Origin of the sequence: Agriterribacter sp., assembly GCF_035445465.1 — a bacterium.
In the GTDB taxonomy this organism is placed as follows: domain Bacteria; phylum Bacteroidota; class Bacteroidia; order Chitinophagales; family Chitinophagaceae; genus Agriterribacter.
Map to the genome: position 1 here is coordinate 1 of NZ_DAOMQT010000010.1, position 13,420 is coordinate 13,420.

Genomic DNA, 13,420 nt, shown 5'->3' on the forward strand with positions numbered 1-13,420 from the left:
CACACCCCTATTCAATACTAAAAGCTATTTGAGAATAAAATACCTAATCCTATTGTCGGATTAACAATGGCTTCCGTCTTTAGCGACAGCGGGGGGACAGCAGCGCTGCCACGGGCAAAAATACCGGACGGATCAAATTTTAAATTTCAAATTTTAAATCCCATCTACCTTTGCCCTCATGATAAAAGTACAATTAAAGCAAACAGCCGGCAACAGGATCCAAAACGGGCACCCCTGGGTATTTGGCAATGAAGTAAAAACAATAGAAGAAACCTGTACCGGGGGAGAAATAGCGGAAGTATTTACGCACGACAATAAATTCATAGGCAGGGGATATATTAATCCCAAATCACAGATCATTGTACGGTTACTGACCCGGAACAGGAATGAAACAATTAATGATGATTTTTTTTATACCCGGCTATTAAAAGCATGGCAATACCGGCAGCGGCTGGGATACACAGAAAATTGCCGGCTGGTTTTTGGCGAGGCCGACGGCTTACCCCAGCTTATTATTGATAAGTTTAATGATTATTTTGTTCTGCAAACCCTTGCCTTAGGCATTGATGTGTGGAAGCCGGCCATTACAGGGGCATTACACAGGATATTCAATCCAAAAGGTATTTATGAACGCAATGATGTACCCGTGCGGGAACTGGAAGGACTGCCGCAGCAAAAAGGGTTTTTATCTGCATCATTTGATACCAATATTATCATCCGGGAAAATGGATTACAATTTCATGTTGATATAGCGAACGGACAAAAAACTGGTTATTTTTTAGACCAGCAGGATAACCGGCGCGCCATACAGCATATAGCAAAAGGAGCGGAAGTGCTGGGCGCTTTTTGTTATACCGGCACTTTCGAAATTCATGCGGCACATTATGGGGCCAAATCTGTTTTAGGTTTGGATATTTCGGAGAACGCCTGCGCACAGGCCCGGGAAAACGCCCTGCTCAATGGCTATAGCGATGTTTGCCGCTTCAACTGTATAAACGCCTTTGATGCGTTGAAAACCTGGTCGAAAGAAGGAAAACAATATGATGTGGTAATGCTCGACCCGCCTTCCTTTACCAAAAGCCGGGCAAATATTGAAAGAGCCGTTGCAGGCTATAAAGAAATTAATTTACGGGGGATGAAGCTCCTGAAACCCGGGGGATTTCTTGTTACATCCAGTTGCACCAGTTTAGTGCAACCGGAATTATTCCTTGATATTATTACAATGGCGGCCAAAGACGCCCGCAAAAAATTACGCAGGGTAACATTCCAGGCACAATCGGCCGATCATCCCATCGTTCCGGGTATGGAAAACACCAACTACCTGAAATTTTTGATCGTGGAGGTGAGTTGAGCAATAGTGCTCTAGGAAGCACCGCAGCTATCGCTGAATTTTGCAGAACAGAAAAATCTGCGGGTATGCTGCGTAATCAGCGAAGCTTATTTTGGAATACATGCTTTTGGCATTTGCCGATTGATTTGTTTATTTTTATGCAATTCCTTTTACCCCGGCATCTCTTATTGCGAATGGGTTCCCTGTTACCCGTTAATTTTGAATATCATCCAAATAGAACAACATGAAATTTTTGAAACACCTGCTACTCTGTATACTATCCTGCTTATTATTCATACAACTTAAAAGTCAAACCAAAATGAGCTATGATGATGCCTGGAAAAAAGTTGACCAGTTGATCAATGAAAAGGGATTGCCGCAGTCGGCGCTCACGGAAGTGCAAAAAATATATGAGCGGGCAAAGAAAGAAAAGAACAATGCGCAATTAATCAAAGCCCTCATCTACCAGGTCCATCTCAATATTCCCTCCACAGAAAACGGTGCGGAAGAAAGTATCCGGAAAGTGGAAACAGAGATACAAACAGCGCAACCGCCTGTACGTTATATTTTGCAGTCGGTAGCTGCCGGCATGTACTGGCAATACCTCCAAAATAACCGTTGGAAATTGTATAACAGGACCAATACGGTGGCTGTTAATAAACAAGACGTTGCTACCTGGACCTTAGACGACCTCCATGAAAAAATAAGCGCGCTCTACCTGGCTTCAATAGAAGATGAAAAATTATTGCAGCAAACCCGGCCCGAAGCATACGAACCTGTTATCATTAAAGGTAATACCCGGAACTTACGCCCTACCCTGTATGATCTCTTAGCGCACAGGGCACTGGATTATTTTGAAAATGACGAAAGGAATATAACAAAACCCGCTTACGCTTTTACCATCAATGAAAATGCAGCATTTGACCCGGTGGCTGATTTCATTCATCATACTTTTCAAACGAATGATTCTTCTTCCCTGCACTATAAGGCACTGCTCATTTTCCGGCAATTATTATCTTTTCATAGCAATGATGCGGCACCCGATGCGCTGATGGATGCCGATTTACGCAGGCTGCAATTCGTTTACCGCCATGCGGTAATACCCAATAAAGAGGAGGTTTACCGCCTGGCTTTAACTCACCTTACAACGCAATACGGCAACCAGCCCGTAACCGCGCAGGCCCGGGCGCTGCTGGCCCGGTATTATTTTCAGCAGGGCAGCATCTATGATGAAGCAAAAGGGAATGAAGACCTGAAGTATGCCTTTAAAACGGCCAAAGAAATTTGCGAAAGCACAATGACTGATTTTCCCAAAACAGAAGGCGCTGCTAATTGCAGCAACCTGCTCAACAGCATACTCCGCAAATCGTTAACGCTCAAAACAGAAAAAGTAAATGTTCCGGGAGAGGCCTTCAGAACCTTAGTGAACTATAAAAATTTCTTCACCTGCCATTTCCGGGTTATACCAATAAACAAAGTACTTAAAGCACAGTGGGAAAACCGCTACGAAACCGCTTACTGGAATAAGCTCACTGCCCTGCCCGCTGTACGCTCATGGCAACAGGAGCTGCCGGCAACAGACGACTTCCGCGATCATTCGGTTGAAATAAAAATTGACGCCCTGCCCGCCGGAGAGTATATTTTGCTGGGAAGCATAAACAATGATTTTACCACTGCTGAAAACCTGCTGGCAGCACAGCTCTTTTATGTATCCGACATCAGTTATATTAACAATGGCAATACCTATTTCGCTTTGCACCGTAATACCGGCCAACCCCTGTCGGGCGCTTCGGTGCAGGTATGGACTTCCAAATATGATTATACAGACAGGAAAAACAAATTACAGAAAGCGGAACAGGTAATAGCAGGTAAAAATGGTTTATTTGAACTGAACGCTGACGGCAAAACCAACCGGAACGCCCGGTTGGAGATCAGGTGGCAAAAGGACTACCTGTTCATGGATGATTACCAATACCTGTATACCCGCTATAATGCAAATGATATAAGTGCAACAGCGGAAGAATTTGAGCGGGAAAACGCAAGGGTATATTTTTTTACCGACAGGAGCATTTACCGGCCAGGACAAACCATATATTTTAAAGGTATAGGCATTACAAAAAATGCTACTGCCCGTAAGCCCACACTTATTACCGGCAAAACCGTAAAAGTATATCTCCGGGATGTGAACAGCCAGGCATTGGATTCACTCGCCTTAAACCTGAATGAATATGGTTCCCTGCACGGACAATTTCGCTTACCTCAAAATACCCTCACCGGAAATTTTGCCATATGGGTAGAGGAATATAACCAGAGCAGCCAGTATTTTGCTGTAGAAGAATATAAACGCCCGAAGTTCCTGGTAGCCATCAACAAGCCGAAAAATAGTTATAGGGTGAACGATACCGTTACCATTACGGGTTCAGCCAAAGCCTATGCCGGTAATAACATCAGCGGCGCCTACGTAAAATACAGGGTATCACGTAGTGCCAGGTTTATTTATCCCTGGTTGTATTACCGCAGGGGAATGCCCAATACAACCCCAATGGAAATTACGAACGGCACCACAACCACTGATGCTGCCGGAAATTTTACTATTCATTTTAATGCCATACCCGATCTTACCATCAGCCAGTTACTCGACCCCATCTTTGATTATACCATTGAAGCGGATGTAACGGATATTAATGGTGAAACCCGCAGCAGCACGGAAATCATACAGGTAGGATATAAAGCCATTCAATTAGCTATTACTTTGCCCCAAAACGGGCCGCTTGCGGCAGACAGCTTTACAACGCTTACGATCAGCAGCAAAAACCTGAATGGTGAATTTGAACCGGTTAATGCGCAGGTGAATATATATCCATTACAGGATCCGGGGCGCCTTATTCGCAGCAGGTACTGGGAAAAGCCCGACCAGTTCCTTTACAGCGAAGTTGAGTTCATTGCACTTTTTCCGCACGATGAATACAAAGATGAAGCCGATTACCACAACTGGAAAAAAGAGGCGGTTGTATATGCTGATTCCCTTACTACGGCAGCCAATCTCAAATTTCAAATCTCAAATTTCAAATTCCCCCGGGGCGGCTGGTATGCCATAGAAGTAACAGCCAAAGACAGGTTTGGCGCCGAAGTAAAAGCGATGGAATATGTGCAGTTGTACGACAATAAATCCAAAACGCTGCCATCACCGTCATATACCTGGAACACAGGCCTACCCCATGCTATACAGCCGGGCGAAACCGCTTCCTTTCTCAGCGGCACTTCGGCTAATGATGTGTTTATGATTCAGCAAACAGACAGGGACATTCAAGGCACTCCCCGTCCGTTGAGCACTGCGGCACAAAACAATTCCGAAAGCGCTTACCAGTTTCTTATATTGAATAATGAAAAGAAGGATTTCCGTTTCGCGGCAACGGAGGATGACCGTGGCGGTTTTGGCATCCTGCAGTTCTTTGTAAAGAATAACCGTTTTTATGCCAACAACCATATTATTAATATTCCATGGAGCAATAAACAACTCGATATCAGCTTTACTACTTTCAGGGATAAGATGGAGCCCGGCAGCCATGAAAAATGGGAAGTGAAAGTAAGCGGCAAACAAGGTGAAAAAGTAGCAGCGGAAATGCTGGCCGCCATGTATGATGCATCGCTTGATCAGTTTAAGCCGCACAGTTGGTCTGTGCCGGGCATATGGCCGGTATACTATTTTAGCAGCTACTGGAACGGAGGGCAGAACTTCACGGAAGTGCAATCGCAGGAAAGAAACGACCTGGGAAATGCATCAGGGAAAGCACACGAAGTATTCATCAAAAATTACGACCGGTTGATTGATGCGGAGATCTCCCGGATGAATGAAGTTGTTGTGGTTGGTTATGGCAGCCAAAAACGCAGCATGGGAGTAGCGGCAGAAGCAGCGCCTGCAGCACCACCTACCCAAATGGCAATGAATGAAGGCTTTATGGAGGCCTCAAAACTTACCGGCACAGCCCCTGCTCCCGGCACAGAAGAGGCTTCAGCTACAACTCCGGGAAACAATACGGTTATCCGTAAAAACTTCAACGAAACCGCTTTCTTTTTTCCGGACCTGAAAACCGACAGCGCAGGCAATGTATCATTTAGCTTTACCGCGCCGGAAGCATTGACCCAATGGAAACTAATGACATTGGCCCACACCCCTTCCCTGGCTTTAGGGTATGCCCAACAGTTAGCCGTTACCCAAAAAGAGCTGATGGTGCAACCCAATGCGCCGCGCTTTGTACGGGAAAAGGACAGCATGTTTTTCAGCGCTAAGCTTGTGAACATAGGCGACAGCCTGATTAATGGATTTGCCAGATTAGAGCTCATTAACGCCGCCACCAATCAACCGGTGGATGATCTGTTTCATAATGCCGTGCCGGTAAAAAGCTTTTCCCTGTTACCGGGTCAAAGTGAAGCATTGCTGTTTCAGCTTACTATTCCCGAAAACTTTAATACGCCATTATTATACCGGATCAGCGCAACTTCTTCGCCACGTGTTAGCGGAATCACACTTTCCGACGGTGAAGAAAATGTATTGCCGGTATTGAGCAACCGCATGCTGATAACAGAAACCCTTCCGTTGAATATGCGCGGCCTGGGCGCCAAACAATTCAAATTTGAAAAGCTGCTGAAGCTGGATAATACACCCGCTTCAACCCAAAAGAATTATGCACTAACGGTTGAATATACCGCAAACCCTGCGTGGTATGCCGTGCAGGCACTGCCTTACCTGACCGAATACCCGTATGAATGTTCGGAGCAAACCTTCAACCGGTATTACGCCAATACATTAGCCACGCTTATTGCCAACAGCGCCCCACGCATAAAAGCGGTATACGATAAATGGCGTACCGATTCCGCAAACAGCAAAAGCCTTGTTTCGGGCCTTGAAAAAAATGAAGAGCTGAAAAGCATATTACTGCAGGAAACACCCTGGGTATTGCAGGCGCAAAGTGAAACAGAACAAAAACAAAAGATAGCGTTATTGTTCGACATGATGCGCATGGATAATGAAGCCGCAACGAACCTGAACAAGCTGAAGGATATGCAAAGCTCTAATGGCGGCTTCGTGTGGTTTAAAGGAGGAGAAGAAGACCGCTATATCACCCAGTATATTATAACCGGCGCGGGGCATTTGCAAAGATTAAATGCCTTGTCTGAAAAAAGTTATGCTGAATGGAATGAGATCATAGAAAAGGCATTGCGCTATGCCGATGCGAGGATAAAAGATGATTATGACAACCTGCTAAAACAAAAAGCGGATCTTAAAAAGAATAACCTTACAGGCATAGCGATACAATACCTGTATATGCGCAGCTTCTTTGAAAATAAAAAAGCAGATGCCAAATCCCTGAAAGCATATGATTACTATAAGCAGCAGGCAAAGCAATTCTGGTTAAAACAAAGCCCTTACTTCCGGGGCATGATCGCGCTGAGCCTCTACCGTGATAACGACAAAATCACACCCAAAGCCATCCTTGCTTCGCTCAAGGAAAATGCCATTACGCATGAAGAGCTGGGCATGTACTGGAAAGACAACCGGCGGGGATATTACTGGTATGAAGCGCCTGTAGAAACACAGGCCCTGCTCATTGAAGCCTTTAATGAAATAACACAGGACGCAAAAGCCGTGAATGATATGAAGCTGTGGCTGCTGAAACAAAAGCAAACACAGCACTGGGGCAATACCAGGTCAACCGCTGAAGCCAGCTATGCATTATTGCTGCAGGGAACAAAGTGGTTAAACGATCAACCCGGGGTAGCTATCCAAATGGGATCGCAGAAGTTTTCTTCTTCAGGAAATGACGAAGCGGGTACAGGATATTTTAAATACAGGATCAACGCAGATGCAATAACGCCTGCAATGGGTAATATACAGGTAAGTGTATCTTCATCTTCTGCTCCCGCGCAGCAAGATGCGGGAAGCTGGGGCGCCGTGTACTGGCAATATTTTGAAGACTTAGATAAAATAACGGTACCGGCAGAAAATAAAATGCCCCTGCAGCTAAAAAAGCAATTGTTCAGAGAAACAAATAGCGACAGGGGTCCGGTGCTTCAACCCGTGGACAGCAGCACGATACTGAAGGTGGGCGATAAAATAAAGGTAAGGATTGAATTGCGGTCAGACAGGGATATGGAGTATGTGCATATGAAAGACCTGCGTGCTGCGGGAACGGAACCGGTAAACGTATTGAGCCAATACAAATGGCAGGACGGGCTGGGCTATTACGAAAGTACCAAAGACGCCTCCACCAGCTTCTTTTTCAGTTGGCTGCGTAAAGGCACTTACGTGTTCGAATACCCGCTGTTTGTTACGCACCAGGGAAATTTTTCGGTGGGTGTGGCTACCATCCAGTGTATGTATGCCCCTGAATTTATATCGCATTCCGAAGGGATAAGAATTGCCGTGCAATAAAAAGCATATGCATGGCTTAACATAACCTGAGTTTTGGATGTTATTAGACTGAGTAGGAAAGCATTATTTCACGCAGTGCACGCAAAGATTCGGCGTGCGCAAAGAAGAATACTTTGCGCACGCTGCTTCGCTGTGTACGCCGCGAGAAATGATTGGTCAAGTATTTCCGAACATCCAAAATTCACGTTAACATATATCAACTGCTTAGCGGTAGCCGGGTTCAGGAATATATTTACGGGCAAAACATTAAGCATATACCCGCGTATAAGCAATAATACTTATCGGGCAAAACCTCCCAAAAAACGAAGGTAAAAACCAGCCTGCCGAATAAAATTCCTTTAAGGGTAAATCTGTAGCATCTTTACACTATCGAATCATTAGGATAGATGATCACGAAGTAAAAAGTAAAAGAAGTTGCTTAAATCGCCCGCTAAAAAAGGGTAAAAATATTTACGCACTAACCCGCAGCATTATTGAAACATAGCCGGTCATACACGACCGGCTTTTGTTTTTGCGATACTGGCACATTTGCCCCAACCAGGATGGTAACCAACCATATCTTTCCGGTTATCATTTGTTTATCAGGATAAGTGATAAACGAAAAAGTATCTATCCTGCCAGCAGGAAGCATATATAGCAGCATCAAAAATAGCCTCTATTTTAATCTAAGCACAAACACTTAACGGGCAAAAGCTCCCGTAAAACGGAGAAACAAATCACCCCGGCGAATAAAGTTCCGCTAAGGGTAAATTCGCAGCATCTTTACATTATCGAATCATTAGGATAGATGATCACAAAGCAAAAAGTAAAAACGAGGTTGCTTTAATCTTTCGCCAAAAAGAATAGCATCTTACGCACAGACAATTATGTTTATTGGAATAATAGCCGGGCTGCAGTGCCCGGTTTTTTATTTTGGAGTAACATCATATCGTATTAATTCACCCTGCGCATAACACCTAAAAGCAGGTTCATTCTTGCTTTGCTGTTGTGCAAGCAACAGGAAACCCAAATAAAAAAACCCGCCCTACCTTCGCAGAACGGGTTATTATTTAAGTGTATCTTTTTTACTTATCACTTACCACTCACCACTCATTACGCCGTTACCTTTCCTTTCACCTTTGCAATTACTTCTTCAGCTATATTATTCGGCGTAGGATTATAATGACTGAACTCCATGGTAGATGTTGCGCGACCTGATGTTAACGAACGCAGTTGGGTTACATAACCAAACATTTCGCTCAACGGTACTTTGGCCTTAATTACCTGCAGGTTATTACGGGTATCCATGCCTTCTAATATGCCGCGGCGGCGGTTGATATCGCCGGTTACATCACCCATGTACTGATCGGGTGTTAATACTTCTACCTTCATAATAGGTTCCAGCAGTACGGGTTTAGCTTTACGGCCTGCTTCACGGAATCCGCTTTTTGCACAAAGCTCAAACGACATAGAGTCGGAATCCACATCGTGAAAGCTACCATCAAATACACGCACTTTCATGTTTTGTACGGGATAATTGGCCAGAACCCCGTTGCCCATAGAAGTTTCAAATCCTTTTTGTATGGCAGGTACAAATTCACGCGGAATAGAGCCTCCAAAGATATCATTCACGAACTGGAACGCTTTACCCGGGTTTTCATTCATCCACTCTTCATCGGCAGGCCCCATTTCAAATACAATATCGGCAAACTTACCACGACCACCGGTTTGCTTTTTCAATACTTCACGATGCTCAACTTTAGCGGTAAACGCTTCCTTATATGCCACCTGCGGCGCACCCTGGTTCACCTCTACTTTAAATTCGCGGCGCATCCGGTCTATAATAATTTCCAGGTGCAGCTCGCCCATTCCGCGCAGGATAGTTTGGCCGGTATCTTCATCGGTATTTACCCGCAGCGTGGGGTCTTCCTCTACCAGCTTACCGATAGCTATACCCATCTTATCCACGTCAACCTGTGTTTTAGGCTCTATCGCAATAGCAATAACCGGTTCAGGAATGAACATGTTTTCAAGGGTAATGGGATGGTCTTCATTACAAAGCGTATCGCCGGTTTTGATTTCCTTAAACCCAACAGCAGCGCCAATATCTCCGGCTTCAATAAAGTCAACAGGATTTTGCTTATTGGCAAACATTTTCATGATACGGCTGATCCTTTCCTTCTTACCGCTTCTCACATTTAACACATAAGAACCCGCATCTAAGTGCCCCGAGTAAACCCGGAAGAATGCCAGGCGCCCCACAAAGGGATCGGTCATGATCTTAAAAGCCAGTGCAGCAAAAGGTTCCTTAGCATCGGGGTGGCGGATTTCCGTTTCGCCGGTATCCGGATTCACACCTTCTATAGCCTCAATATCCATAGGAGAAGGAAGATAGCGGCAAACCGCATCCAGGGCAGTTTGTACGCCTTTGTTCTTAAATGAAGAGCCGCACATCATAGGCACGATGCTCAGGTCAATTGTTGCCTTGCGAATGGCGGTATGCATTTCGTCTTCTGTGATCGTATTGGGATCATCGAAAAACTTCTCCATTAAATTGTCATCGTATTCAGCAACGGCTTCTACCAAATGACCTCTCCATTCATTGGCTTCTTCCAGCATATCAGCAGGCACATCAATTTCATCAAAGGTCATGCCCTCCGTTTCATTATGCCAGATGATACCTTTCATTTTAATAAGGTCTACCACCCCCTTGAAGCCTTCTTCCGCACCAATGGGTAACTGCAACGGAACAGCTTTAGCACCCAGCATTTCCTTTACCTGTTTTACTACATTTAAGAAGTCGGCGCCGGCGCGGTCCATCTTATTTACAAACCCTATACGCGGTACTTTATACCGGTTTGCCTGGCGCCAAACGGTTTCGCTCTGGGGCTCAACACCATCCACGGCAGAAAACAGGGCGATCAGCCCGTCTAACACACGCATGGAGCGTTCTACTTCTACGGTAAAATCCACGTGGCCGGGCGTGTCAATGATATTGAAACTATATTTTTTTGTATCAGGCGTTGGCTTTCCTTTTACGGTAGGAAAGTTCCAGTGGCAACTTACCGCTGCAGAAGTAATGGTAATACCTCTTTCTTTTTCCTGCTCCATCCAGTCGGTAGTGGCAGCACCGTCATGCACTTCCCCTGTTTTATGTATCATACCGGTATAGCGCAGAATACGCTCTGTAGTAGTGGTTTTGCCTGCATCAATGTGTGCCGCAATACCAAAGTTTCTCTGAAATTTTAAGTCTGCCATTTTATTGGGGATTAAATATTTTTACTTTTAATATATATTAAAGCGTATTGCACTCCAACTATATTTTTTTGAGGCGCAAAGGTAGCGAAATTAGTGTGAAAACAATAGCATGCCCTTTCTAAAATTTTATATAGAAAAAACAGGGAAAACCAGGGCAGGTTTGGTAGCTTTATCATCTTGATAATGTGTGCTTGGTTCATCAGCAGAACCCCAATCTCCTGCCCCACAGGAAGCTCACCGGGAGTCAGGCATTTTAGCAATGTACCGAATAAGCGGCAACAGAAACGGTGAAAACCGGCGGACGGGCAGTTTTCTATGACAAACAATGTAGAAAGGGAATTAAATAATGACAACAAAACAAGTAGTAATTATAGGGGGTGGATTTGCAGGTATTAACCTCGCTAAACATTTATCGGATAAAAGCGGGTTCAACGTTACGCTGGCAGATAAAAACAATTATAATTTCTTTCCGCCACTGCTTTACCAGGTAGCTACCGGTTTTTTGGAAGCGTCTAATATCAGCTACCCGTTTCGGAAAATGTTCCAGGGCAAAAAAAATATCCGCTTCCGGATGGGCGAATTATTGAAAGTTGTTCCGCAGGAGAATAAAGTAGTGTTGTCATCCGGTGATCTGGAATATGATTATTTAGTGCTTGCCACGGGAACGGAAAGCAACTATTTTGGGCTGGAGAATGTGAAAGCAAACGCCATTCCCATGAAAACAGTGAATGATGCGCTGGAAATGCGCAATTACCTGCTGCAGCAATTAGAAAATGCCACGCTTACCCCGGATAAGACAGAAAGAGAAAAGCTGCTTACCATTGTTATTGCCGGTGGAGGACCAACAGGAGTGGAAGTATCGGGCATGCTGGCAGAGATGAGAAAATTTATTATCCGTAAAGACTATCCCGAATTCAGGGGGGCAAAAGATCAAAGCCATATTTATTTAATAGACGGCGGCCCTCAGTTACTGTCGCCAATGAGCCCCAGATCTCAAAAAGATACCTATACTGCTTTATGTAAATTAGGTGTTGAAATTAAGCTGAACATACAGGTAAAGGATTATATAAATGACATGGTTGTCCTGTCCAACGGAGAACATATTCAAACCAAAACACTCATTTGGGCTGCAGGCGTTTCCGCAAAAACCATAGCCGGCATCCCCGGCACTTCCTATGGACGGGGCAAACGGCTTTTGACAGACGCGTTTAATAAAGTGCAGAACACTTCCAATATATACGCTATTGGAGATACCTGCCTGCAAACCAGCGACCCGGATTTTCCGGAGGGACATCCCCAGGTGGCGCAGGTAGCCCTGCAGCAGGGGAAAAACCTGGCGATTAATTTTAGAAGAATAGCGGCACAACAGCCACTTCGCCCTTTCCGTTACAGAGATAAAGGTACAATGGCAATTATAGGGCGCAACAAAGCCGTTGCCGATTTACCTAAACCTCCATTGCATTTCAGGGGATTTATCGCCTGGTTCATGTGGTTGTTCATTCATCTTATTTCTTTGGTTACCTACCGCAATAAAATAACCACGCTTTATAACTGGATGATTGCCTATTTTACCAAAGACCAGGCGCTCCGGATGATTATAAGACCGCTGAAAAAAGAATAGCCGGCTGTTAATCCATTAAATTAGGGATCCTTTCACCCTCGTCATCATACTCAAATTGCAGCATAAGCGAAAATTGGAGGAAGTTTTTAGCACCGCGCTTGCTAAGCGTATAATTGTACTGGTTTACATACCCGGCCTGAATGGTAGTAACCGGCGTTAATATATAGCCTGCACCTGCAAAAAACCGGTTACGTTCAAAATGAGGGGCTTTGTTATTTAAAAAAATTTCATCGTAAGCATTCAAATAAAATGTACCAGGCACTAATCTGGCATTATTCAAAGGCAGCATCATATTTAAACGGTAGCGGAACCGGTTACGGTAACCATCACTCATCCATTTTTGCTCTGCGCGATAGCGATGCTCTATCTTCAGCCGCTCAAGGTATTGGTTCATGGTAACCTGTTGCCAGATCCGGAACTCTTCACTATCAAACGGCTTAGCAAAATTTCCTTCGCCTGCATAAGTAGCGTACCTGCCTGCACCGGCCAAAAACGAAAAGTTGCTGTTAATGCTATAGCTCAGTCCGCCTTTTATTTCGTAGTAAAAAAAATCATCAAAAAAACTGTTTGATCTGGTCTGCAGCTCTGTAAAAACTTCCCATTTCTGGCTTAAGCTTAATTGCGCGTTAACCACATGCCAGGTACCCAGCCCCTTGTTTTGGGAAAAGGTAAGCTTTGAGAGCAGCAAAATAATGATGGTAATTTTCAGTTTCATTTCCGTACAATTTACACGATCAGTCAGGTATTCAGGGCAGGTATTGCAAGCCGCACCTCTTTAATAAATAAATACCCTGCCGTG

General features: G+C 44.6%; 5 protein-coding genes. 3 read left to right on the forward strand and 2 right to left on the reverse strand.

The window, feature by feature from the left end:
• The first annotated feature begins 178 nt into the window (after positions 1-178).
• Together PLE34_RS07380 and PLE34_RS07385 are read left to right on the forward strand one after the other, a co-directional pair.
• Complete coding sequence (locus tag PLE34_RS07380) at positions 179-1,351, forward strand: class I SAM-dependent rRNA methyltransferase (RefSeq protein ID WP_324555460.1); 1,173 nt, start codon at positions 179-181, stop codon at positions 1,349-1,351.
• Between the two features lie 223 nt (positions 1,352-1,574).
• A complete protein-coding gene (locus PLE34_RS07385) occupies positions 1,575-7,763 on the forward strand; it encodes an alpha-2-macroglobulin family protein (RefSeq protein ID WP_324555462.1) in 6,189 nt (2,062 codons plus the stop codon).
• Between the two features lie 1,092 nt (positions 7,764-8,855).
• Here PLE34_RS07385 and fusA read toward each other — a convergent pair.
• Entirely contained in the window at positions 8,856-11,000 is a 2,145-nt protein-coding gene (fusA, locus tag PLE34_RS07390) for an elongation factor G (protein ID WP_324555463.1), read from the reverse strand.
• 346 nt (positions 11,001-11,346) lie between these two features.
• Between fusA and PLE34_RS07395 the strand changes: the two genes are divergently transcribed.
• Positions 11,347-12,621: an NAD(P)/FAD-dependent oxidoreductase gene (locus tag PLE34_RS07395; RefSeq protein WP_324555464.1), complete on the forward strand. Its 1,275-nt coding sequence runs from the start codon at positions 11,347-11,349 to the stop codon at positions 12,619-12,621.
• A 7-nt stretch (positions 12,622-12,628) separates the two neighbouring features.
• Here the strand turns inward: PLE34_RS07395 and PLE34_RS07400 are convergent, their stop codons facing one another.
• Positions 12,629-13,336 (reverse strand): DUF2490 domain-containing protein, encoded by a 708-nt coding sequence (locus PLE34_RS07400; protein WP_324555466.1) that lies wholly within the window; start codon positions 13,334-13,336, stop codon positions 12,629-12,631.
• Between the last annotated feature and the right edge of the window lie 84 nt (positions 13,337-13,420).

What these genes read in the sequence shown, in the direction of transcription:
- PLE34_RS07380 (WP_324555460.1), top strand. Translation starts at nt 179, where the DNA reads ATGATAAAAGTACAATTAAAGCAAACAGCCGGCAACAGGATCCAAAAC.
- PLE34_RS07385 (WP_324555462.1), top strand. Translation starts at nt 1,575, where the DNA reads ATGAAATTTTTGAAACACCTGCTACTCTGTATACTATCCTGCTTATTA.
- fusA (WP_324555463.1), bottom strand. Translation starts at nt 11,000, where the DNA reads ATGGCAGACTTAAAATTTCAGAGAAACTTTGGTATTGCGGCACACATT.
- PLE34_RS07395 (WP_324555464.1), top strand. Translation starts at nt 11,347, where the DNA reads ATGACAACAAAACAAGTAGTAATTATAGGGGGTGGATTTGCAGGTATT.
- PLE34_RS07400 (WP_324555466.1), bottom strand. Translation starts at nt 13,336, where the DNA reads ATGAAACTGAAAATTACCATCATTATTTTGCTGCTCTCAAAGCTTACC.